The sequence below is a fragment of the Micromonospora sp. WMMD1219 genome, assembly GCF_049315215.1.
Taxonomy (GTDB): Bacteria; Actinomycetota; Actinomycetes; order Mycobacteriales; family Micromonosporaceae; genus Micromonospora; species Micromonospora tulbaghiae.
Window position 1 is genome coordinate 3,586,662 of the sequence record NZ_CP186057.1, and the last position, 21,162, is coordinate 3,607,823.

At 70.9% G+C, this 21,162-nt stretch carries 25 protein-coding genes and 1 pseudogene; 22 read left to right on the top strand and 4 right to left on the bottom strand.

What is annotated here, in order from left to right; genetic code table 11:
- The first annotated feature begins 130 nt into the window (after window positions 1–130).
- From ACN27C_RS17345 to proC, 4 genes are all read left to right on the top strand, one after another.
- The gene (locus ACN27C_RS17345) at window positions 131–634 is read left to right on the top strand and encodes a polyadenylate-specific 3'-exoribonuclease AS (RefSeq protein WP_120568783.1); all 504 of its coding nucleotides are present in this window, start codon (window positions 131–133) and stop codon (window positions 632–634) included.
- A 58-nt stretch (window positions 635–692) separates the two neighbouring features.
- Window positions 693–1,196 carry a pyridoxamine 5'-phosphate oxidase family protein gene (locus ACN27C_RS17350; RefSeq protein ID WP_358172613.1) on the top strand — a complete coding sequence of 168 codons (504 nt, stop codon included), beginning with the start codon at window positions 693–695 and terminating at the stop codon, window positions 1,194–1,196.
- Window positions 1,197–1,374: 178 nt separating this feature from the next.
- Window positions 1,375–2,403, top strand: coding sequence for a 6-phosphofructokinase (locus tag ACN27C_RS17355; RefSeq protein WP_030273929.1), 1,029 nt, complete (start codon window positions 1,375–1,377; stop codon window positions 2,401–2,403).
- A 79-nt stretch (window positions 2,404–2,482) separates the two neighbouring features.
- Window positions 2,483–3,301 carry a pyrroline-5-carboxylate reductase gene (proC, locus tag ACN27C_RS17360; RefSeq protein WP_252454744.1) on the top strand — a complete coding sequence of 273 codons (819 nt, stop codon included), beginning with the start codon at window positions 2,483–2,485 and terminating at the stop codon, window positions 3,299–3,301.
- A 3-nt stretch (window positions 3,302–3,304) separates the two neighbouring features.
- On the opposite strand, the gene ACN27C_RS17365 is transcribed toward proC, so the two are convergent.
- Window positions 3,305–4,027, bottom strand: coding sequence for a DUF1275 family protein (locus tag ACN27C_RS17365; protein WP_422746776.1), 723 nt, complete (start codon window positions 4,025–4,027; stop codon window positions 3,305–3,307).
- A gap of 137 nt (window positions 4,028–4,164) precedes the next feature.
- On the opposite strand from ACN27C_RS17365, the gene ACN27C_RS17370 reads away from it, so the two are divergent.
- The 11 genes and pseudogenes from ACN27C_RS17370 (at window position 4,165) to ACN27C_RS17420 (ending at window position 14,718) form a co-directional block, all read left to right on the top strand.
- A complete protein-coding gene (locus ACN27C_RS17370; protein WP_422746778.1) occupies window positions 4,165–5,580 on the top strand; it encodes a sugar porter family MFS transporter in 1,416 nt (471 codons plus the stop codon).
- Window positions 5,581–5,660: 80 nt separating this feature from the next.
- A complete protein-coding gene (locus tag ACN27C_RS17375; protein ID WP_013287657.1) occupies window positions 5,661–5,963 on the top strand; it encodes an urease subunit gamma in 303 nt (100 codons plus the stop codon).
- 43 nt (window positions 5,964–6,006) lie between these two features.
- Window positions 6,007–6,342 (top strand): annotated as a pseudogene (locus tag ACN27C_RS17380) (urease subunit beta); the annotation flags it as partial.
- A 198-nt stretch (window positions 6,343–6,540) separates the two neighbouring features.
- Window positions 6,541–8,259 carry an urease subunit alpha gene (locus ACN27C_RS17385; RefSeq protein ID WP_422746781.1) on the top strand — a complete coding sequence of 573 codons (1,719 nt, stop codon included), beginning with the start codon at window positions 6,541–6,543 and terminating at the stop codon, window positions 8,257–8,259.
- A gap of 58 nt (window positions 8,260–8,317) precedes the next feature.
- Window positions 8,318–8,881, top strand: a complete 564-nt coding sequence (gene ureE, locus ACN27C_RS17390) for an urease accessory protein UreE (RefSeq protein WP_013475749.1) — start codon at window positions 8,318–8,320, stop codon at window positions 8,879–8,881.
- Window positions 8,882–8,899: 18 nt separating this feature from the next.
- Window positions 8,900–9,577 carry an urease accessory protein UreF gene (locus ACN27C_RS17395; RefSeq protein ID WP_422746783.1) on the top strand — a complete coding sequence of 226 codons (678 nt, stop codon included), beginning with the start codon at window positions 8,900–8,902 and terminating at the stop codon, window positions 9,575–9,577.
- Window positions 9,578–9,606: 29 nt separating this feature from the next.
- A complete protein-coding gene (ureG, locus tag ACN27C_RS17400; RefSeq protein ID WP_013287653.1) occupies window positions 9,607–10,236 on the top strand; it encodes an urease accessory protein UreG in 630 nt (209 codons plus the stop codon).
- Window positions 10,233–11,150: an urease accessory protein UreD gene (locus ACN27C_RS17405; protein WP_377638408.1), complete on the top strand. Its 918-nt coding sequence runs from the start codon at window positions 10,233–10,235 to the stop codon at window positions 11,148–11,150. The genes ureG and ACN27C_RS17405 overlap by 4 nt, the downstream gene beginning before the upstream one ends.
- 16 nt (window positions 11,151–11,166) lie before the next feature.
- Entirely contained in the window at window positions 11,167–12,237 is a 1,071-nt protein-coding gene (yut, locus tag ACN27C_RS17410) for an urea transporter (protein WP_422746786.1), read from the top strand.
- Entirely contained in the window at window positions 12,215–13,855 is a 1,641-nt protein-coding gene (locus ACN27C_RS17415) for an ammonium transporter (RefSeq protein WP_422746788.1), read from the top strand. The genes yut and ACN27C_RS17415 overlap by 23 nt, the downstream gene beginning before the upstream one ends.
- 77 nt (window positions 13,856–13,932) lie before the next feature.
- Entirely contained in the window at window positions 13,933–14,718 is a 786-nt protein-coding gene (locus ACN27C_RS17420) for a maleylpyruvate isomerase family mycothiol-dependent enzyme (RefSeq protein WP_422746790.1), read from the top strand.
- A 14-nt stretch (window positions 14,719–14,732) separates the two neighbouring features.
- Here ACN27C_RS17420 and ACN27C_RS17425 read toward each other — a convergent pair whose 3' ends face one another.
- The gene (locus ACN27C_RS17425) at window positions 14,733–15,281 is read right to left on the bottom strand and encodes an isochorismatase family cysteine hydrolase (RefSeq protein WP_422746792.1); all 549 of its coding nucleotides are present in this window, start codon (window positions 15,279–15,281) and stop codon (window positions 14,733–14,735) included.
- Window positions 15,278–16,441: a helix-turn-helix domain-containing protein gene (locus ACN27C_RS17430; protein ID WP_422746794.1), complete on the bottom strand. Its 1,164-nt coding sequence runs from the start codon at window positions 16,439–16,441 to the stop codon at window positions 15,278–15,280. The genes ACN27C_RS17425 and ACN27C_RS17430 overlap by 4 nt, the downstream gene beginning before the upstream one ends.
- A 228-nt stretch (window positions 16,442–16,669) precedes the next feature.
- Between ACN27C_RS17430 and ACN27C_RS17435 the strand changes: the two genes are divergently transcribed.
- The 7 genes from ACN27C_RS17435 to ACN27C_RS17465 all read left to right on the top strand — a co-directional run bounded on the left by ACN27C_RS17435 (window position 16,670) and on the right by ACN27C_RS17465 (window position 20,496).
- A complete protein-coding gene (locus tag ACN27C_RS17435; RefSeq protein ID WP_422746796.1) occupies window positions 16,670–16,924 on the top strand; it encodes a hypothetical protein in 255 nt (84 codons plus the stop codon).
- Window positions 16,915–17,277 carry a hypothetical protein gene (locus ACN27C_RS17440; RefSeq protein WP_422746798.1) on the top strand — a complete coding sequence of 121 codons (363 nt, stop codon included), beginning with the start codon at window positions 16,915–16,917 and terminating at the stop codon, window positions 17,275–17,277. The genes ACN27C_RS17435 and ACN27C_RS17440 overlap by 10 nt, the downstream gene beginning before the upstream one ends.
- On the top strand, window positions 17,274–18,347 hold the full coding sequence (locus ACN27C_RS17445) for an oxidoreductase (protein ID WP_422746800.1): 1,074 nt from the start codon (window positions 17,274–17,276) through the stop codon (window positions 18,345–18,347). Before ACN27C_RS17440 ends, ACN27C_RS17445 begins: the two co-directional genes overlap by 4 nt.
- A complete protein-coding gene (locus tag ACN27C_RS17450; RefSeq protein WP_422746802.1) occupies window positions 18,347–18,673 on the top strand; it encodes a DivIVA domain-containing protein in 327 nt (108 codons plus the stop codon). Before ACN27C_RS17445 ends, ACN27C_RS17450 begins: the two co-directional genes overlap by 1 nt.
- A gap of 35 nt (window positions 18,674–18,708) precedes the next feature.
- Window positions 18,709–19,059: a DUF2203 domain-containing protein gene (locus tag ACN27C_RS17455; RefSeq protein ID WP_036342567.1), complete on the top strand. Its 351-nt coding sequence runs from the start codon at window positions 18,709–18,711 to the stop codon at window positions 19,057–19,059.
- An 8-nt stretch (window positions 19,060–19,067) separates the two neighbouring features.
- Window positions 19,068–19,586: a GNAT family N-acetyltransferase gene (locus tag ACN27C_RS17460; protein ID WP_422746804.1), complete on the top strand. Its 519-nt coding sequence runs from the start codon at window positions 19,068–19,070 to the stop codon at window positions 19,584–19,586.
- A gap of 106 nt (window positions 19,587–19,692) precedes the next feature.
- The gene (locus ACN27C_RS17465) at window positions 19,693–20,496 is read left to right on the top strand and encodes an SGNH/GDSL hydrolase family protein (RefSeq protein ID WP_120568793.1); all 804 of its coding nucleotides are present in this window, start codon (window positions 19,693–19,695) and stop codon (window positions 20,494–20,496) included.
- 72 nt (window positions 20,497–20,568) lie between these two features.
- Here ACN27C_RS17465 and ACN27C_RS17470 read toward each other — a convergent pair whose 3' ends face one another.
- Window positions 20,569–21,057 (bottom strand): glutathione peroxidase, encoded by a 489-nt coding sequence (locus ACN27C_RS17470; RefSeq protein WP_120568794.1) that lies wholly within the window; start codon window positions 21,055–21,057, stop codon window positions 20,569–20,571.
- Window positions 21,058–21,162 lie beyond the last annotated feature (105 nt).

The following is a 21,162-nucleotide window of genomic DNA, read 5'->3' on the forward strand; positions in this document are numbered from 1 at the left end:
GCTCTCGTCGCGTGCTGTACACCCCCGGAAACACTTCCGTGACCATGCCCGGCCGTCGCCGGCACGGCCGCCGACCTCGGCGGACGCCCCGGCGACCGGCCCGTGCCGGTGATGGGCGAGGATGAGGGCGATGGTTTACCGCTATTTCTACGACTGCGAATTCATCGAGGACGGCCGCATCGTCGACCTGGTGTCGATCGGCGTCGTCGACGAGTACGGCCGCGAGTTCTACGCGGTCTCCACCGAGTTCGACGACTCCCGGGCGGTGCCCTGGGTGCGGCGCAACGTGCTGGACAAGCTCCCCTCGCCGGCCGACCGGGCCTGGCGCTCCCGGGAGCGCATCCGCGACGACCTGCACGAGTTCCTGATGGAGCCGGTGCGGGACCGGCCGGGCGAGCAGTTGGAGCTGTGGGCCTGGTACGCCGCGTACGACCACGTCGTGCTGGCCCAGCTGTGGGGCGCGATGCCGGCGCTGCCCCGGGAGATCCCCCGCTTCACCAAGGAGCTGCGCCAGCTCTGGGACGACCGGGGCCGTCCCCGGCTGCCGGACGCCGAGGCCGACCGGCACGACGCGCTCGTCGACGCCCGGCACAACCTGGCGCGGTGGCGGGCGATGACGGCGCGGGAGGTTTGACCGGTTCCGCCCAGGGCACGGGAGCGGCATCTACGCCGACCCGAGACAGGAGTGCCCCATGAGCCATGAGCCGACCAACGCCGCGGACGCCCGCCGCCGGGTCACCGAGCTGATCCGGGACGCCCGGATCTGCCTGCTCACCACCACCGGCGTGGACGGGCGTCTGGTGAGCCGCCCGATGGGGTTGCAGGAGGCGGAGTTCGACGGCGACCTGTGGTTCTTCGCCTACGCCGACTCGGCGAAGGTGCGGCAGATCCGGGTGAACCCGCAGGTGAACGTCGGTTTCTCCGACCAGCGGCACCACGCCTGGGTGTCGGTCGCCGGCACCGCCACCGAGGAGTGGGACCCCGAGCGGGCGAAGGAGCTGTGGAGCCCGGTGCTGAAGGTGTGGTTCCCCGACGGGCTGGACACGCCGGGGATCACGTTGATCAAGGTGCACGCCGGGTCGGCTGAGTACTGGGACTCGCCCGGCAGCACCGTGGTCAACCTGCTCGGCTTCGCCAAGGCGGCGGTGACCGGCAAGCCGCCGAAGGCGGGGGAGAACCACGAGGTCAGCTACTGACGGGTAGCCCGTCCGCCGTCCGGAACGGCCCGGGGTGCGGTGTCGGCGTACACCTGCGCCGACTACAGTGCGCAGTGACGGCCCGCCCCGGGCCGGCAACGGCGCCGATGGTCTGATCTGACACATATCCTGGGGCTTATCCGGGCTTCACCTGATGCTCCAGGAGGATGAGCAGATCATGCGTATCGGCGTGCTCACCGGCGGCGGCGACTGCCCAGGTCTCAACGCGGTGATTCGGGCGGTGGTCCGCAAGGGCGTCGCCACCTACGGTCACGAGTTCGTGGGCTTCCGCGACGGCTGGAAGGGCCCGCTCGAGGGCCTGACCAAGCCGCTCGGCATCGCCGAGGTGCGCGGCATCCTGCCCCGCGGCGGCACCATCCTCGGCTCGTCCCGCACCAACCCGTTCAAGATCGAGAACGGCGTGGAGCGGATCAAGGACAACCTCGCGGCCCAGGGCGTGGACGCGCTGATCGCGATCGGCGGCGAGGACACCCTCGGCGTCGCCACCAAGCTGCACGAGCTGGGCGTGAACGTCATCGGTGTGCCGAAGACGATCGACAACGACCTCGGTGCGACCGACTACACGTTCGGCTTCGACACCGCCGTCAACATCGCCATGGAGGCGATCGACCGGCTGCACACCACCGCGGAGAGCCACCACCGCACGCTCGTGGTCGAGGTCATGGGCCGGCACGCCGGCTGGATCGCCCTGCACGCCGGCCTCGCCGGTGGCGCCAACGTGATCCTGCTGCCGGAGCGGCAGTTCGACGTCGAGCAGGTCGCCGGCTACGTCGAGAAGCGCTTCCAGCACCAGTACGCCCCGATCGTCGTGGTCGCCGAGGGCGCCCAGCCGCTGGACGGCCAGATGGTCCTGCACAACCAGGAGCTGGACGCGTTCGGTCACGTCCGTCTCGGCGGCATCGGCCAGTGGCTGGCCGAGCAGTTGGAGGCGAAGACCGGCAAGGAGGCCCGCACCGTGGTGCTCGGCCACATCCAGCGCGGCGGCACCCCGACCGCGTTCGACCGGGTGCTGGCCACCCGGCTCGGCCTCCACGCGATCGACGCCGCGCACGAGGGCGACTGGGGCAAGATGGTCGCGATGCAGAGCACGGACATCGTCCGCGTCCCGCTCGCCGACGCCACCCGGGAGCTGAAGACCGTGCCGCTGGAGCGGTACGCCGAGGCCGAGGTCTTCTTCGGCAGCTGATCGACGGCGCACGGGCGTGGCGGGCCGGCGACCCGGCCCGCCACGCCCTGCCCACGTGACCCGGGAAGGGGTACGGCTGATGGCACGCCAGGTGCACACGGTCGCGGTGATCGGCGCCGGCAAGATCGGTGAGCTGATGCTCTCCGGGCTGCTGCGTTCCGGCTGGCCGGTGGAGCGGCTGCTCGCCACCGCGCGGCGGCCGGCGCGGGCGCGGGAGCTGACCGACCGCTACGGCGTACGGGTGGTGGACAACCTCACCGCGGTGACCGAGGCCGAGGTGCTGGCCGTGTCGGTCAAGCCGCAGGACGCCGCCGCGCTGCTGGACGAGATCGGCCCGAAGGTGCCGGCCGACAAGCTGGTCATCTCGCTCTGCGCCGGTCTGCCGACCGCGTTCTTCAACCGCCGGCTGCCCGAGGGCACCCCGGTGGTCCGGGTCATGACGAACACCCCGGCGCTCGTCGACCAGGCGATGAGCGCGATCTCGGCGGGCGCCCACGCCACCGGCGAGCACCTGGCCCTGGCGGAGGAGATGTTCTCCCCGCTCGGCTCGACCGTCCGGGTGCCCGAGTCGCAGCAGGACGCGGTCACCGCGCTCTCCGGCTCCGGCCCGGCCTACTTCTACCTGCTGGTCGAGGCGATGATCGACGCGGGCATCCTGCTCGGGCTGCCGCGTCAGGTGGCGCACGAGCTGATCGTGCAGACCGCGATCGGCTCGGCGGTGATGCTGCGCGACTCCGGCGAGCACCCGGTGAAGCTGCGCGAGGCGGTCACCTCGCCCGCGGGCACCACCATCTCCGCGATCCGCGAGCTGGAGAACCACGGCGTACGCGCGGCCATGCTGGCGGCGCTGGAGGCGGCCCGGGACCGGGCCCGGGAACTCGCCGCCCAGGCCGACTGACGCTCAGCCGGGCCGCGACGGCGGCCGGGGGTGCCGCCGCAGCAGCAGGATCAGCACGGCCAGCGCGATCGTCCCCCACAGCGGCACCCAGCGGGGCCGGTGCTGGGCGAGCGTGCCGATCGCGCCGCCGACGCTGTAGCTGACCAGGGCGAGCAGCCCGAGCAGGGTGCCCCGCCGGGCCCGGCCCCGGCCGGCGGCGGGGCCGAACAGCCAGCGGGCGGCCCGCTCACCGGTCTTCGTCGTGGTGTCCGACTGGTAGGTGATCGGCGTCGCGATCCCCGCGGTACGGGTCGCCACGGTGGTCAGGCTGCCCATGGCGACCGCGCCGGCCGCGGCGAGCAGCACACGCGCGGCCGTGCCGTGCCGGCCGTACGCGAGCACCAGGTTGAGCACCGTCCAGACGACCATGGCGGCCTCGGTGACGGCGATGTCCACCAGTGGCGCCGCCGTCGGCCGGGTCCGGCGGCGGAGCAGGTTCACCAGTCCGGCGGCGGTGGCGAACGCGACGATCGAGGCCGCCGAGACCGGCCACGTGGGATGCCCGCCGGCCGGTCCCATGCCGAGGAAGATGGCGTTGCCGGACTGGTTGGCGACGAACGCGCCGTACCGCAGGAACGCGAAGGCGTCCAGCGCGCCGGCGGTGACGACGGCGAGCACGAGCGCCGCGAGCGGGTGGCGGAACTCGCGGTAGGAGTCCGCGGAGCCGTACGGCGCCGACCGGTTCACCCTTCCCCCGTCCGTGTGCAGGAGCGACCACGGCAGCGTCATCGTTTCGCTGTCGGACCGCTGCGGCGAACCTACTATATGTCGCATATGTAGGGTTACGGCCGTTTCGGTAGGCGGTCGCCGGCGGACGGGGTGACATGGCGGCGAGCGGACGCGCGGCCGGCCGGCCGCCCCGCCACAACCTCGTGGCGATCCTGGCGATCGTCGTCCTCTCCGGCGCGTTCTTCGGCTACAACCAGGGCGTCATCAGCGGCGCGCTGCACGACATCCGGCACACGTTCGACGTGGACACCTTCGAGGTGGAGGTGGCGGCGAGCTGGGTGACGCTCGGCGCGCTCGCCGGCGCGCTCGCCGGCGGTCACCTCGCCGACCGGATCGGCCGGCGGGGCGCGCTGTGGGTCGCCGCCGGCGCGTACGTCGTCGGCACGATCGTGCAGGCGGCGGCCCCGGCCATCGGCGCCCTGCTCGGCGCGCGGCTGCTCCTCGGGGTGGGCATCGGCGTGGCCTCGGTCGCCGGGCCGATGTTCGCGGCCGAGGCGGCGCCGGAACGGATCCGGGGCGGCCTGCTCGCGGTCTACCAGTTCTCGACCACCTTCGCGATCTTCATCGGTTACCTGGCGGACGAGCTGTTCACCGGCGGCGAGTCGTGGCGGTACCTGCTCGGTGCCGCGGTCGTGCTGGGCGTGGCGCTGATCCTGGTGACGGTGGTGGTGCCCGACTCGGCGGTCTGGTACCTCAAGCGGGGCGACCGGCGCCGCGCCCGGGAGTCGCTGTGCCGGACCGTTCCCGAGCACCGGGTGGGGCAGCGCCTGCACGAGATCGAGGAGAGTCTGCACGGTCGCAGGGCGAGCTGGCGGGAGCTGCTGTCCCCGCAGTGGCGGCGTCCGCTCGCGCTGGGTGTGGGGCTGGCGCTGTTCCAGCAGACGACCGGGATCAACGGCATCATCTACTACGCCGACTCGATCTTCTCGGCAGCCGGATTCCGTACCCCCGAGGCTCAGCTCTCCGCGACCACCTGGGCGATCGGCGCGGTGGACGCGGCGTTCGCGCTCGTCGCGGTAGGCCTGCTCGACCGCGTCGGCCGCCGCCCGCTGCTGCTGGTCGGCCTGGCGGGGATGGCCGTCTCGCTCGCCGTGGTCAGCGTCAGCTTCCTGGGCGCGGGCGCCGGGCGTGGCGACGGCCGGATCACCACCTCGGGCCTGTTCCTGCTGGTCGGCGTGATCTTCTTCGTCGCCTTCTACGCCGTGTCCATCGGCCCGGGCGCGTGGACCGTGATCAACGAGATCTATCCCGGTCCGATCCGCGGCCGGTGCGTGGCGATCGCGTCGGCGACCCACTGGGGCACCGAGTACCTGATCACGCAGTTCTTCCTGAGCCTGCTCGACGTGCTCGGCCGGTCGGGGGTGTTCGCGCTGTTCGCCGCGCTGTGCGTGCTCGGCTTCCTGTTCGTCCGGCGCTACCTGCCCGAGACCAGGGGCCGGACGCTGGAGCAGATCCAGCAGATCTGGGTTGCCGACTACGACCGGCGCAGGCGGGCGCACGCCGAGTCCTGAGATCTTGCTGAAAGCCTACTTTCTTCGCAAACACCTCCTAATGTGGCGATATAGCCGAAAGTACGTGAAGGGATCGCGACGTGCATCTCACGCCGAAGGAATTCGACAAGCTGACGATTCACTCGCTGGCGATGGTGGCCAACGCCCGCAAGGCACGCGGGGTCAAGCTCAACCACCCCGAGGCGGTGGCGGTGATCTGCGCCGCGGCGCTCGAAGGCGCGCGCGAGGGCAAGACCGTCGAGGAGGTCATGAACGACGCGAGCCACGTGCTCACGGCGGACGACGTGATCCCCGGCGTGGCGGACATGATCCCGATGCTCCAGGTCGAAGCGGTCTTCACCGACGGGTCACGGCTGATCACCGTCCACTCACCCATCCAGTAGAGCAGCGACCGGAGGCCACGGTCTCCGGCAGAGCGGGGGCGACATGGCGAAGCAACACCCGGGACCGAACTCCAAGCACCTTCGGCCCATCGGCGGCTACAAGCTCAGCGACCAACCCCTGGAACTCAACGCCGGGCGGCCGGTGACCGAGGTGGTCGTGCAGAACACCGGCGACCGGCCCATCCAGGTCGGTTCCCACTTCCACTTCTTCGAGGCCAACCGCTTCCTGGAGTTCGACCGCCCGGCGGCGTTCGGCAAGCGGCTGAACATCCCGGCCACCACCTCGATCCGGTTCGAGCCCGGCGACCGCAAGACCGTCCAGCTCGTCCCGTACGGCGGTTCCCAGCGGGTGTACGGCTTCAACGGCCTGGTCCAGGGCTGGACCGGGGACGGGCCGATCCCCGGCTACCGGCCGGACCGGGCCGAGGCGCTCCACCAGGCCCAGACGCGCGGCTTCAAGACCACGTCGCAGCAGCAGGACCAGGGCAAGGACCAGGGCAAGGGCCAGGACCAAGGCAAGGGCAAGGGCAAGTAGCCCGGCCACTCTCACCACGCGCCAGAGCTGGAGCGATAACGCATGAGTCAGATCTCACGGCAGGAATACGCCGGAATGTACGGCCCGACCACGGGCGACCAGATCCGGCTGGGTGACACCGACCTCTACATCGAGATCGAGAAGGACCTGCGGGTCCTCGGTGACGAGGTCATGTACGGCGGCGGCAAGACCCTGCGCGACGGCATGGGCAGCGCCAGCGAGGCCACCAGCGCGGAAGGCGTGGTGGACCTGGTGATCACCAACGTCACCGTGCTGGACGCGCTGCTCGGCGTGGTCAAGGCGGACGTCGGGATCAAGGACGGCATGATCGTCGGGATCGGCAAGGCCGGTAACCCCAACGTGATGGACGGGGTGACCCCGGGCCTGGTGACCGGGCCGGGCACCGACGCGATCTCCGGTGAGCACCTGATCCTGACCGCCGGCGGCATCGACGCGCACGTCCACCTGCTCACGCCGTCACAGGCGTACGCCGCGCTCAGCAACGGCGTCACCACCCTCTGGGGCGGCGGCACCGGTCCCACCGACAGCAGCAACGGCGTCACCATCACGCCCGGCCCGTGGAACATCCACAACATGATGCGGGCCTTCGAGAGCGTGCCGATCAACGTCGGCATCCTGGGGAAGGGCAACAGCAGCGGGCGGTTCCCGCTGATCGAGCAGATCATGGCCGGGGTGCCCAGCTTCAAGATCCACGAGGACTGGGGTGCGCCGCCCGCGGTGCTGCGCACCTGCCTGGCCGTCGCCGACGAGTACGACGTCCAGGTCAGCGTGCACACGGACACGCTCAACGAGAGCGGCTACATCGAGGACTCGGTGGCCGCCTTCGAGGGACGGACCGTCCACAGCTTCCACACCGAGGGCGCCGGCGGCGGACACGCACCGGACATCATCAAGCTCGCCGGCCTGATGAACGTGCTGCCCGCGTCGACCACGCCCACCGTGCCGTACGGCATCAACAGCCAGTCCGAGCTGTACGACATGATCATGGTCTGCCACAACTTCAACCCGAAGGTGCCCTCGGACGTCGCCTTCGTGGAGAGCCGGATCCGTACCGAGACCATCTCCGCCGAGGACGTCCTGCTCGACGAGGGCGTCATCTCGATGATGCAGAGCGACTCACAGGCCATGGGCCGCATCGGCGAGACCTGGTTGCGCACGATCCAGCTCGCCGGCCAGATGAAGAACGTCCGGGGCAAGCTGGCCGAGGACTCCGACGCCAACGACAACTTCCGGGTGCTGCGCTACGTCGCGAAGATGACCATCAACCCGGCGATCACCCAGGGCGTCTCGCACATCATCGGCTCGATCGCCCCGGGCAAGCTCGCCGACCTCGTGCTCTGGGAGCCCGCCTTCTTCGGCGTCAAGCCCAAGATGGTGCTCAAGGGCGGGATGATCGCCTGGTCGATCATGGGCGACCCGAACGCCTCGCTGCCCACGCCGCAGCCGGTCTACTACCGGGAGGCGTTCGGCGCGTCCGGATCACAGCTCGCCAGGAACTGCGTGACCTTCGTGTCGAAGGCCGCGCACGAGTGCGGCATCGGCGAGCAGTTGGGCCTGCAACGGCGGGTCATGCCGGTCTACCGGTGCCGCAACCTGACCAAGCGGGACATGGTGCGCAACGACCGCCTGCCGAAGTTCGAGGTCGACCCGGAGACCTTCGCCGTGAAGATGGACGGCGTGCACGCGACGGTGCCGGCGGCCAAGAACCTCCCCCTCAGCCAGCTCTACTTCTTCAGCTGACCCGGCGCGGCGCCCGCCCCGGCCGGGCCGGCGGCGGGGTCGCGTGAAAGGAGAACACATGCTCGTCGAAACGGTACTCGGCAACGTGAACGAGCCAGCCTGGACCGAGCGGCTCCGGGAGGCCAAGGTCGACGACCTGGTCCTCGACCAGTGGGACGCCCAGAAGAGCCGGCTGCGCCGGACCACCAGCCTCGGCACCGAACTGGCGCTGTCCCTGGCCCGCGGCGTACGGCTGCGCGACGGCGACGTGCTCGCGTGGGACGACGCGACAGCGACCGCCGTGGTGGCCCGGATCGCGCTCGGCGAGGTGATGGTGGTGCACCTCGACACGCTGCACGGCGAGTCGCTGGACATGGTGATCCGCTCCGCCGTCGAACTGGGCCACGCGATCGGCAACCAGCACTGGCCGGCGGTCGTGAAGGGCACCAAGATGTACGTCCCGCTCACAGTGGACCGCAAGGTGATGGACTCGGTGATGCGCACGCACGCGTTCACCGGTCTCACCCACGAGTTCATCCCCGGCACCGAGATCATCGCGTACCTGGCCCCGCACGAGTCGCGGCGCCTGTTCGGCGGGGCCGACTCGACCCCGCACACGCACCTGCCAGCCGACCTGAACTGAGGGGCCGGGGTGTCCACGGTGACCGAGGCCCTGAAGCTGCTCCAGTTCGGCGACTCGGTCTTCCCGGTCGGCGCGTTCTCCTTCTCCAACGGGCTGGAGACGGCGGTCGAACAGGGGGCGGTGCACGACCGGGTTACGTTGCAGGAGTTCGTGCGTACCGTCACGCGCGCCGCCGCCACCGGTGACGGGGTGGCGCTGCTCGTGGCGCACCGCGCCGCCCGCGCCGGTGACCTCGACCGGATCCGGGCGGCCGACGAGGCCGTACACCTGCGCAAGATCAATGAGGAGACGCGGACCATGACGGTCCGCATGGGGCGCAAGCTGGCCGAGGCCGCCGAACGGGTGGTGGGGGAGTCCCTGCTGCGCAAGCGCGTCGCGGAGAGCGGCGCCGGCGTCCCGGTCACCTACCCGGTCGCGCTCGGCGTGCTCTTCGCCGAACTCGGCGTGGGCGAGGCGGACGCGTTCGCCGCCCACCAGTACGGCGCGGCCTCGATGGTGCTCGGCGCGGCGGTCCGGCTGATGCGGGTGGACCACCTCGACACCCAGTCGATCCTCTTCGCGGTCAACGAGCGGGTCGGCGAGGACTACGAGGAGGTGCGGACCGCCGGGCTCGACGACATGCAGAGCTTCGCGCCGCACCTCGACGTGCTGGCCGGCGCGCACCAGCACGCACACGTACGGATGTTCATGAGCTGAGCGCTCATCACCTGAAGGGCTCTTCGAAAATGAAATCAGCGAGTCGGATCGGCGTCGGCGGCCCAGTGGGCAGCGGCAAGACGGCCATCATCGAGGCCGTCGTGCCCCGCCTGGTCGAGCAGGGCCTGCGCATCCTGGTCATCACCAACGACGTGGTCACCACGGAGGACGCCAAGCACGTCCGCCGCGCCCTGACCGGCGTGCTGGTGGAGGAACGCATCGTCGGCGTGGAGACCGGCGCCTGCCCGCACACCGCCGTGCGCGAGGACCCCAGCATGAACCTCGCCGCGGTGGAGGACATGGAGGCGCGGTTCCCGGACAGCGACGTCGTGCTCATCGAGAGCGGCGGCGACAACCTCACGCTCACCTTCAGCCCCGCGCTCGTCGACTACTTCATCTACGTGATCGACGTGGCGGCCGGCGACAAGATCCCGCGCAAGAACGGCCCTGGTATCTCCAAGTCCGACATCCTCGTGATCAACAAGACCGACCTGGCCCCGTACGTCGACGCCGACCTGGACGTGATGGCCCGCGACGCCGAGCTGATGCGCGGCGGCAAGCCGTTCGTGTTCACCAACTGCAAGACCGGCGAGGGCATCGACGACCTGGTGGACCTGGTCCGCCGCAACGCGCTCTTCGACGCCGAAGTGCTCGCATGACCACTCTGGACTCCGTCCGGGAACTCGCGCCGTACCAGGACCAGCCGGCGCAGCTGCCGGCCGCCGCGAACGGCAAGGTGGGCATCCTCCGGCTGGGGTTCGAGCGGCGCGCGGACCGGACCATCCTGCGCGACGTCTACCGGCAGTCGCCGTTGCTGGTGCAGCGCGCGCTGTACTGGGACGAGGAGATGCCGGGCCTGCCCTGCGTCATGATCCTCACCACCTCCGGCGGCGTGCTCCAGGGCGACCGGCTGCGGATGGACGTCGACCTCGGGCCCGGCGCACAGGCGCACCTGGTCACCCAGGCCGCCACCAAGATCCAGGAGATGGACGCCAACTACGGCACCCAGACCCAGAGCTTCACCCTGGCCGACGACGCCTACCTGGAGTTCCTGCCCGAGCCGGTGATCCCGTTCCGGCGCAGCCGGTTCGTCTCCGACACCGTGGTCCGGCTGCCGGAGACCGCGACAATGCTGTACGCCGAGGTGCTCCAGCCCGGCCGCAAGTACTACCGCGACGGCGAGATCTTCGCGTACGACCTGTTCTCCACCACGCTGCGGGCGCAACGGCCCGACGGACGCCCGCTGTTCGTGGAGAAGTTCGTGATCACTCCCGGCCACTTCCCGGTGTCGCGGATCGGGATGATGGACCGCTTCCACGTCTTCGGCAACGTCGTGCTGCTCACCGACCCGGACCGGGCGGCCCGGGTCTTCGAGCGCACCGCGACGCCGGTGTGGGACGAGCGGACACCGCTGGCCACCGCGGTGAGCCGGCTGCCGAACGACGCCGGCCTGGTGTTCAAGGTGCTCGGGCAGGAGACCGAACCGGTCCGCGCCGCGGTACGCGCGTTCTGCACGGCCGCCCGCGAAGAGGTGACCGGCTGCACCTTCCCGCCGGTCTTCAGCTGGCGTTGACCAGGAGGACAGCGAGATGGCCGACATCGGACGTGGCTGGCGCCACCTGGCCGACCGGAACCCGGCGGCCGGGTTCGTCGACGCCTGCCTGCGCGGCGCCGCCCAGGTGGTGCTCCAGAACAATCCGCTCAGCGGCCTGCTCATCCTGATCGCGCTCGCCTGGGGCGCGTTCGAGAACGGGACGCCCCGGGTGTTCGGCGGCGGCGTGCTCGGCCTGGTCGTGGGCACCGCGACCGCGCTGGCGCTGCGGGTCGACATGTCGAGCTGGCGCAAGGGCCTGTTCGGGTTCAGCCCGCTGCTGACCGGGCTCGCGGTGCCCACGTTCCTCGACCAGCGCCCGCTGATGTGGCTCTACCTCGTGCTCGGCGCGATCGGCACGGTGGTGGTCACGCTCGCCCTCAACGCCGTCTTCAAGCGCTGGAACCTGACCGCCTACACGTTCCCGTTCGTGCTCACGACGTGGTTCCTGCTGATGGCGGCGTACCAGTTCGACAGGTTCACGGTGCTCACCAATCTGACGCCGAAGTTCCCCGGTGAGGGATCTTCGGCCGGCGGCACGTTCGACTGGGGCCTCGTTCCGACGTTCTTCAAGGGCGTGTCCCAGGTCTACCTGATCGAGAGCTGGGTCACCGGCCTGCTCATCCTCGTCGCCCTGCTGATCAACTCCCGGTGGTCGGCGCTGTTCGCGGTGATCGGCGCCGTCGGCGCGACACTGCTGGCGCTCTGGTTCGGCGCCGACGGCGCATCGCTGGACAAGGGGCTGTTCGCCTTCAACGCGGTGCTGACCGCGATCGTGGTGGGCGCTGTCGCGCACCGCCCCGGCGCGCTGGTCACCGTCTACACGCTGTTCGGGATCGCGCTGACGCTGGTCGTGCAGATGGCGCTGACCACCATGCTCACGCCGCTGGGCATCCCGGTGCTGACCGGCCCGTTCAACATCGCCACCTGGCTGTTGCTGCTGCCCGACCGGCACTTCGCGCCGGTGCCCAACCACGAACGGGTCAAGGACAGCGTCCTGCACACCGTCCGCGACTCCGTCCACCTGCGAGAGAAGGAGGGAAACCGTGTCCGCTCCGAACGCGGGTGACACCGCCTGGGTGCTGGTCTGCGCCGGCCTCGTCCTGTTCATGACGCCGGGACTCGCCGCGTTCTACGGCGGCATGGTCCGCACCCGCAACGTCCTGGCGATGCTGCAACAGAACATGATCGCGCTCGGCGTGGTCAGCCTGACCTGGGTACTCGTCGGCTACACCATCGCCTTCGGCGACGACGCCGGCAGCGGGCTGTTCGGCAACCTGGAACTGTTCGGGCTCACCGACCTGAAGGTGCCGCCCGCACCCAACCTGCACGTGGTCGACGGCCGGATCACCATCCCGACGCTGGCGTTCGTGCTGTTCCAGATGATGTTCGCGGTGATCACACCCGCGCTCGTCACCGGCGCCACAGCGGGCCGGCTGCGCTTCGGCGGCTGGGTGCTGTTCCTCGCGGTCTGGTCGATAGTGGTCTACGCGCCGATCGCGCACTGGCTCTGGCACCCCGGCGGATGGCTGGCGAAGTTCGGCACCCAGGACTGGGCCGGCGGACTGGTCGTGCACGCCAGCGCCGGCGCCGCCGTCCTCGCCGTGCTGCTCGTCGTCGGCCGCCGCCGGGACTGGCCGCACACCGCCGCGCCACCGAACTCGATCCCGCTGACCATCGTCGGCGCCGGCATCCTCTGGTTCGGCTGGTTCGGCTTCAACGGCGGCGACGGCCTCCAGGCCAACGGCCTGGCCGCGCAGGCCGTCCTCAACACGCACCTCGCCGCCGCCGCGGCGATGCTCGTCTGGCTGGCGCTGGAACGCGTCACCGACGGACACAGCACCGTCGTGGGCGCGGTCTCCGGCGCGGTCGCGGGCCTTGCCACTGTCACCCCGACCGCCGGGTACGTCAACGCGGCGTCGGCCGTCGCGATCGGCGCGCTGGCCGGCCTGGTCTGCCACTTCGCGCTGAAACTGAAGTACCTGCTGCGCCTCGACGACGCGCTCGACGTGCTCGCCGTGCATTTCGTCGGCGGCATGCTCGGCACGCTCCTGCTCGGCCTGTTCGGCAACCGCGGGGTCAACCCGCTCGGCGCCGACGGGCTGTTCCTCGGCGGCGGAGGCGGCCTGCTGTGGCGCCAGCTCGTCGGCGTGGTGAGCGTGGTCGCGTTCTCCTTCGTCCTCACCTGGCTGATCGCCGCCGGGGTGCAGGCGCTCATCGGCCTGCGCGTGCCGCCGGCCGACCAGGAGCGCCTGGACCAGGCGCAACAGGGCGCCGACGCGTACCACCTCGGCGGGGTGACCAGCCTGACCGCGCCGGGCGCGCCCCGGCGTCGTACCGCAGCGGCGCCGGCCGGCGAACCGTCCGTGCCGCCCGGCCAGCGGGTACGGGTGGTCACCGCGCTGCTGGAGCCGGACCCGGCGGCCAACAGCGCCGACCTGCGCGACGCCCTGCTGGCCGCCGGCGCGATCTCGGTCATCGTCAGCGACGCCGCCGTGGCGACGACGACACCGCAGGCGAGCCTGCTGCCGCGTGGCTACTGGCAGGACCAGCCCCTCGCCGCCCGGTTGCGCGTCACCGTGCTGGTGGGCGCGGACGGGGTGGGCGCGGTGCTGGACGAGCTGGACCGGATGGGCGCGCGGAGGGCCGACACGTTCGTGCAGGAGGCGGAACGCGTCCAGTCCTGACGGGCGGTCGGCCACTGCCGCCGCGTCCACGGCGAAAACCGCTGTCCGGTCGCCGGGTGCACTGGTAGAAAGCCGACGTGCACAAGACGTCGACGTTCTCCGATCATCTGCGGCTCATCGACGAACGGTCGACCGCCTTCCGTATCGCTGTCGCCGCGGCGCCCAGCCTCGACATGAAGGTTCCGACCCATCCGGAGCGGACGCTGTTCGATCTCGTCCAGCACGTGGGCACGGGCCGCCGCAAGACAGCCGCGATCGTCGCCGCGGGGCCTGCGGACGGGCCCCCGGACGAGTCGGCCTGGGAGGACGGCAAGGGTGCGCCCCGGGAACGCGAGGCACTGCTCGCCTGGTGGACCGAATCCGTCGAGCAGTTGACGAGCACGCTGCGTGAGGCCGGCCCGGATCGCGGTTGCTGGACGTGGTGGGACGACTCGCCGTCACCGCAGACCGCTGGTGCCTGGGCGCGGCGCCAGGTTCCCGAGATCGCGGTGCACACCTACGACGCCCAGCTCACGGTGGGCACCCCCCAGCCGCTGCCGGAGGAGGTCGCCCTCGACGGTTTCGACGACTGCCAGTTCACCCTCTGCGCGACGACTGTCGCCTGGCCACACCAGCCCGCCGTCGTCGACTACCACGCCGTCGAGGGCCGCTCCTGGCGCCTCCGGCTGTCCGCCGACGGGGCGCAGGTCGCCCACCTCACGCCCGCTGCCGGCCAGGCCCCGGACACGGCCGACGTCTCCGCCCGGGGCACCGCCAGCGACCTGGTCCTGTTCTTCTACGGCCGCATACCGCTGGATTCCCTGCAGTTCGAAGGCGACCGTCGCATCTTCGACCAACTCGCGGCCTGGGACCCGTCCGTGTAACCGGTCCATCGCCATCACCGACCATCGAACAGCTCACTGACCGTCTTCGTGTCGATGAGCTGGTCGGCACCGACGAAACGCTGCGCCACCAGGAGGCCGGCCTCGTGTGCGGCCGGACCGCCGTGGCTGGCCGATGCATCGGTGACCATCCATGGCGTCAGATCGCGCTCGAATGCGTCCACCGCTGATTTCAGCACGCAACTCTCGGTGGCCACGCCGCAGAACACCAGATCGGTCCAGCCCTCCCGAGCAGTCAGGTCCGTGCCCTCGCTGGTGAAGTACGAGTAGATGGGCTTGTCGAGAATGGCTCGTGCGCGAGCGGCGTGTCGACGCAGTTCGGGCACAATCTCTGTCTCCGGCGCGTGCTGCATCTTCGACCAGTGGATCAGCCTCTCGAAGGGGCTGTCCGGATAGTTGTGGTAGCGCGTAAAGACGATCGGCCTGCCCGTGGCCTCCCACCGTTCGACCAGCTCCGCGACCTTCGGGATGACATGCCGGCTGCGGTCGTTGATGAAGCCGTTCTGCATGTCGATGACGATCAGGGCCGCCTGCTTGCCGTTCATACCCCGACTCTTCCAGCCGTCGTTTCTGCTTCGCGAAGCGCCGCCTGGGCCTGCGTCAGGCGCTCGGGTAGGCCGCTGGTCGTTACGGCTGCCTGACGCATCATGCAGTGTTGCGCGGTCTCCTGCACACGTGCGGTGGTGAGTCGGGAGTGGGCAGCTCTCAGGAACCGCCAGCCGAAACCCGGGGATATCACCGGGTCTCGCCCGTTCTCCACCACGCGTTGGACCTGCCGACAGTAGGCCCAGAGCATTTGCACGTCGATCTCAAGCGAGACCAGTTCGTCGGCGGTAAGGGCTCGTTCCGGCGAGATTGCGTGATAGGCGAGTCCGGACCAGGTCGCGAAGCCGACGGATACCCCGGCGATTCCGAACGGAACAGCAGTGGGCTGGTCGAACCCCTTGGTCAACAACGTCCGCTCGACGTTCTCGGGAACAGGTAGTGGCCGGGGTGCTGCATGACGGTTCACCAGCACTGACGGGAGACTCAACAAACGGACGGCGTTGCTCAGCTCTTCGCGACGGCATCCCATTTCTCCGGGAAGGTACATCGACATCACATACTCCGGCGCTGCTGCTCGCTGGTCGGGCTGATCCGACAGCAGGCATTCGAGCTGGCGGGCCGCCCATGGGAGGTCGTCCTCGTAGCTGGCGTACCGCCAGGCGGCGAGTTCCGCCAGCCTTCTGAAGATGAGTTCCTGCTGAAGGTGCAGCACCACCACGCCGCAGGCGAAGACGTGCGCTGTGCACTGTCCGTCTGGATGCGGCACATTGGTCGTCGATACGTGCAGCCACTCGTGCGGGCGGGGCTTCACCCGCGGCGAAGTCGCCAATTCCCGTACCGCAGCCGCCCCGACGTGGGCCGGGATGAACTTGTGGGACTGGATGCGGTATCCGGAAGTTACCGAAGCAGCAGGGACGGGAGGCTCGTTGCCCGCCGCTTGGCAGAACCTGGATACCGCTTCATCGCTGGCTCTGACCAGAGCGGTGTCGAGAGCGGCCTGCATCTCCGGTCGAGGTTGCACCGCCTCCCGCCCGGCCTCCCACTTCGAGACGGTGCGCTCGCTGACGCCGAGGTGCTCCGCGAAGTCACGGATGCTCATTCGCAGCGCGTGCCGCAGCATCCGGGTTTCCCGCCCGGTCCACTTCTGCACGGTCGTCATCGGCTCGCCTCCGAGTGCGTCGAGACCGGCCGCCAGCAGCCTAGCGGCTCGACTTCAGAGCTGATACAGCGCAAGTGCAGAGCGTAGTCGTACCCCGTGAGCCGCAAGCTGGCGAGGGTGGACGCATGGCCCGGGGCGGGTGCTGGGCTCCGGTGGGACGCAACCCGAGCGCGTCCGCCGTCCCCGCCCGCCCCGGTGCCGCACCGACTCTCGACGGAAGGGCTCTTCATGGCGGCGGTGTTGGACGACTTCCCGGTGCTCACGCCGGTCAGCGACGACGATCTGGCGCTGGCCGTACGCGCGGTGGCGGTGCATGTGCCGGAGCGGTGGCCGGCGGGTCCACTGTGCCGCAGTGAGCGGGTCCCGCATCCGTGCCGGCTGGCCCGCTGGGGCCGCAGCACGCTACGGGCGGCCGGGCTCACCGAGGAGCGCGTGGACGAGCTGGTCGCCGCCGGTGATCCGGGCGCCTGGCCGTGGGCGTGACCGGGCTCGGGGCGTACCCGGCGGAGAGCTGGCCCGGGTCGGCGGCGGTGCGCGAGACGGTGGCCCGGTGGCTGCGGCTGGTGGCGGCGGACGCCGAGCTGGCGCCGTACCTCGTCGGGGTTGATCGGGCCCGGTTCGCCGGACACCTGGCGCTCACTCTGACGGTGGCGCTCGGCGGACCGGCGGGCGACATCGCCCGGCCGGCGGCCGGGGCGTGGCGCGGCCTGGGCCTGACCGAGGCGCAGCACCGCCGCGTGGTCGACTACCTGGCCGGGGTGCTCTGGGCGCTCGACGTGCCGGCGGGCTCGGTGACAGTGGCCCGGCGGGCCTTCGCGGACGAGGCCGGCTCGTGACCGCCGCCCTGGCCGCGTCGTGGTGCGTCACCATGCGGTACGTCCGCGAGGCAGCCGACCACTTCTGGTGCGCGGTCGAGGACCGCTGCCCCGGGACGCTGCCGGAGCGGGAGGCGGCGGTTTTCCTCGCCGCGTTCGGACGGCTGGTCAGCGGTGGCGACGACCCGGCCGGGCGGGCGGCGCTGTTGACCGTGCTCGGGCGCGCCTGTCGCCGCTACCGGCTGGTGCCGCACCTACTCACCGTCGAGGCCGCGCTCGTCGCGACGGTGACCCGGCAGGTGAGCTGGACACCGGAGCTGGCGGCGGCTTGGGCTGGGGCCGCCCGGCGGGCCACGGCGGCGGTGAGCCGTGCGGTCGACCAGGCCGACGACGGCCCGCCCTGGTGGCCGGCGCAGGTCATCGACCACGACCGGGCGGCCGACGGCGTCGCCGTGGTGGCCGTGCGCCCCTGGCGCCGTCTGGCGTTCCGGCCCGGTCAGGCGCTGCCCGTCTGCACCGAACGCTGGCCCGGCCGGTGGCGTTGGTACTCGCCGGCCAACGCTCCGCGCGCCGACGGCACAGTCGAATTTCACGTCCGTGCCGTCGCCGCCGTCTCCCGCACGCTCGTGCACCGGGTACGGCCCGATGATCGGATCTGGCTCGGTCCGCCCCGGTCGACCGGCCTGACCCTCGATCCGGCGTCGAATGCGGACCTGCTGCTCGTCGCCGGGGGCACCGGGCTGGCGCCGCTGCGCGCCCTGGTCGAGCAGGTCGCCGCCGCGCCGGCCGGTCGCCGGGTCACAGTGGTCGTCGGCGCCCGCACCTTCGCCGACCTCTACGACCCGATCAGCCTGGACAAGCTCCAGAGCGGCTACGACTGGCTGACCGTCGTACCCGCGTTCTCGCACGATCCGGTGGCGGAGGCGGGAGAGCAGGGCGACGCGCTCACCGTCGCGCTGGACCACTGGCGGCCCGGTCAGGAGGTCTACCTGTGCGGGCCACCGTTGATGGTGGCCGGGTCGCGGCTGCGGCTGCTCGCCGGCGGGGTGCCGGCCGAGCGGATCCACCTGCCGGACAGGTTCGGCGTCTGATGGGCGTCTACCGCAGCCGCAACGCGCTGGCCGGCCCGCTCACCGCGGACCGGCTCAGCGCCGTCGAGCTGCCCCGCACGTCACTGGGCCGGCGCGGTTACCGGACCGACGACGTCGACGCGCTGTTGCACCGGCTCGTCCACGAACTGGGGGAGCGGACCCGGCTGCTCGACGACGCCCGGGGCGAGAACGACCGCATCAAGCGGGCCCTGCGCGCCTGGCAGGCCGAGGTGCGGGAGGCTGCCGGCGTCGTCTGGTCTCCCGCGGCCACTCCAGACTCACCGTCTCGTCCCGCCCCTGACGGTCGACGTGCGGGTGAGCGGTGACCCGGACGACACGGGTCGTGCCGCATACTGGCCCGGTGTTCACTCTCGCCCAGGCGCGACACCTGGTGGCCACGCTGCGGCCGCGCGTCGACGAGCTGATCCGGCTGCGGGCCGACCTGGCCGAGCTGCGGGTCGATCTGGCCGATCACGGCGTCAGCGCGCTCGGCGGGCTGGCCGAGGTGAAGGCGCTGGAGGCGCGCCTGCATCTCGTGGTGGACGAGTTCCACCAGCACGACATCGCGGTCAAGGGGATCGCCCCGGTGCTGCTCGACTTCCCCGGTGAGCGCGACGGCCGGGCGGTGCTCTGGTGCTGGCTGGAGGGGGACACCGACATCCGGTGGTACCACCGGGTCGAGTGCGGGTTCGCCGGCCGCCGTCCGGTCTGAGCCGGCCCGTGGGTGACGCGCGCCGGGCGATGCCGTCCGACGCCGACGAGCTGGTGCGGCTGCGCGGGCTGATGCTCGCCGGCATGAGCGGGGTGCCGACGCCGCCGGGCCGCTGGCAGGACGTCGCCCGGGACAATCTGCGCACCTGGCTGGCCGAACCGGATCCCTGGCTCGCCGCCTTCGTGGTCGACGCGCCGGACGGCGCGTCGCTGGCGGCCTGCGCGGTGGGCACTGTGGAACGGCGGCTCGGCGGGCCGGACGACCCGAGCGGCCTGGTCGGGTACGTCTTCAACGTCAGCACCGACCCGGCGTACCGGCGGCGCGGCCACAGCCGAGCCTGCCTGACCGCGCTGCTGGCCTGGTTCCGGGACCGGGGTGTGCGCCGGGTCGATCTGCGGGCCTCGGCGGCCGGTCGCCCGCTCTACCGTGCCCTAGGCTTCCGGGAGACCGCCGACCCGGCGATGCGCCTGACGTTCCCGGCGGAACAATCCTTCATCCTGGTCCGCGAAACCGGCAACGATTTGTAGGCGTAAGTCGCTATGCGCGCCCGACCGCAAATCGGTGATCTTCCATGCGCTGTGATCTTATTGATATCTATCTCTCACCACCACTTCACGCCCCCAGGAGTGCGACGTGCGGAGATCCCGTCTTGCCACCCTCGCCCTGACCCTGGCCGCCTCGGTCGGGGTCACCCTGTCTCTGGCTGCCCCCGCCCAGGCGGCCCCGTCCGACCGCTACGTCGCGCTCGGCGACTCGTACGCCTCCGGCGTCGGCGCCGACAGCTACACCTCCGAGAGCGGTAACTGTCTACGCAGCACCAACGCCTACCCGGCGCTCTACAACACCAACATCAAGCCCGCGTCGTACCGGTCGGTCGCCTGTTCCGGCGCCACCACCACGGACGTCATCAACAGCCAGCTCTCCGCGCTCTCCTCCACCACCACGCTGGTCAGCGTCACGGTGGGCGGCAACGACGTCGGCTTCGCCAACATCATGAGCACCTGCGTGCTCCAGGGGGAGACCCAGTGCGTGGCGGCCGTGCAGTCCGCCATGAACGTGGCCCGCACCTCGATGCCGGGCCGGCTCGCCAACGTCTACAACGGCATCAAGAGCCGGGCGCCCTCGGCCCGCGTCGTGGTGGTCGGCTACCCGGTCTTCTACCAGCTCGGCACCACATGCGTCGGCCTCAGCGCGACGTCCCGGGCGAAGATCAACGAGGGCATCAACCTGCTCGACGACATCACCCGCACGGCCGCCGTCTCGGCCGGCTTCACCTTCGCCGACGTGCGCTCCATCTTCGTCGGCCACCAGCTGTGCAGCTACGGGACGAAGTGGCTGCACGCGCTCAACGTGCTGAGCCTGAGCAAGTCGTACCACCCGACGGCGGCCGGGCAGTCCGGCGGCTACTACCCGGTCTTCCGGGCCGCCGCCGGCTGACGCGGTCCACGGCAGCGGCACGCCTCCCTCGGGGGCGTGCCGCTGCGCCGTGCCCGGCGGCGGGTGCGCCGGTCAGGCCGGCAGGACCTTCTCGATCGCCGCGCGCAGCTCGGGGTCCTCGGGCGTGACCTGCGGGCCGAACCGCGCGGCCGGAGTGCCGTCCGGCGCGACGAGGAACTTCTCGAAGTTCCAGCGCACGTCGCCGGTGTGTCCCTCGGCGTCCGGCGTGGACACCAGCTCCGCGTAGAGCGGGTGCCGGTCCGGCCCGTTGACGTCGGCCTTCTCCGTCAGCGGGAACGTCACGCCGTAGTTGACCTGGCAGAACTCCTCGATCTCGGCGGCGCTGCCCGGCTCCTGGCCGGCGAACTGGTTGCACGGCACCCCGAGCACCGTCAGCCCGCGTCCGGCGTACGTGTCGGCGAGTTCCTGGAGGCCCGCGTACTGCGGGGTGAGGCCGCAGCGGGAGGCCACATTGACCACGAGCAGGGCGCGGCCGCGGTAGCGGCCGAGGTCGGCCGGGCCGCCGGTGAGGGCGTCGATCTGGACGTCGAAAACGGTCATGGGACGAGGCTACGGGCCCTCGTGCCCACCGTCCCGCGTCACCCGTGAAATCGATGCATCTACATCTTGACGAAGTGGTGACGCCGTGAGTAGCGTCTCAGCAAT

What these genes read in the sequence shown, in the direction of transcription:
- ACN27C_RS17370 (WP_422746778.1), top strand. Translation starts at nt 4,165, where the DNA reads ATGGCGGCGAGCGGACGCGCGGCCGGCCGGCCGCCCCGCCACAACCTC.
- ACN27C_RS17345 (WP_120568783.1), top strand. Translation starts at nt 131, where the DNA reads ATGGTTTACCGCTATTTCTACGACTGCGAATTCATCGAGGACGGCCGC.
- ACN27C_RS17355 (WP_030273929.1), top strand. Translation starts at nt 1,375, where the DNA reads ATGCGTATCGGCGTGCTCACCGGCGGCGGCGACTGCCCAGGTCTCAAC.
- ACN27C_RS17450 (WP_422746802.1), top strand. Translation starts at nt 18,347, where the DNA reads ATGGGCGTCTACCGCAGCCGCAACGCGCTGGCCGGCCCGCTCACCGCG.
- ACN27C_RS17430 (WP_422746794.1), bottom strand. Translation starts at nt 16,441, where the DNA reads ATGACGACCGTGCAGAAGTGGACCGGGCGGGAAACCCGGATGCTGCGG.
- ACN27C_RS17425 (WP_422746792.1), bottom strand. Translation starts at nt 15,281, where the DNA reads ATGAACGGCAAGCAGGCGGCCCTGATCGTCATCGACATGCAGAACGGC.
- ACN27C_RS17385 (WP_422746781.1), top strand. Translation starts at nt 6,541, where the DNA reads ATGAGTCAGATCTCACGGCAGGAATACGCCGGAATGTACGGCCCGACC.
- ACN27C_RS17435 (WP_422746796.1), top strand. Translation starts at nt 16,670, where the DNA reads ATGGCGGCGGTGTTGGACGACTTCCCGGTGCTCACGCCGGTCAGCGAC.
- yut (WP_422746786.1), top strand. Translation starts at nt 11,167, where the DNA reads ATGGCCGACATCGGACGTGGCTGGCGCCACCTGGCCGACCGGAACCCG.
- ACN27C_RS17405 (WP_377638408.1), top strand. Translation starts at nt 10,233, where the DNA reads ATGACCACTCTGGACTCCGTCCGGGAACTCGCGCCGTACCAGGACCAG.
- ureG (WP_013287653.1), top strand. Translation starts at nt 9,607, where the DNA reads ATGAAATCAGCGAGTCGGATCGGCGTCGGCGGCCCAGTGGGCAGCGGC.
- proC (WP_252454744.1), top strand. Translation starts at nt 2,483, where the DNA reads ATGGCACGCCAGGTGCACACGGTCGCGGTGATCGGCGCCGGCAAGATC.
- ACN27C_RS17350 (WP_358172613.1), top strand. Translation starts at nt 693, where the DNA reads ATGAGCCATGAGCCGACCAACGCCGCGGACGCCCGCCGCCGGGTCACC.
- ACN27C_RS17470 (WP_120568794.1), bottom strand. Translation starts at nt 21,057, where the DNA reads ATGACCGTTTTCGACGTCCAGATCGACGCCCTCACCGGCGGCCCGGCC.
- ureE (WP_013475749.1), top strand. Translation starts at nt 8,318, where the DNA reads ATGCTCGTCGAAACGGTACTCGGCAACGTGAACGAGCCAGCCTGGACC.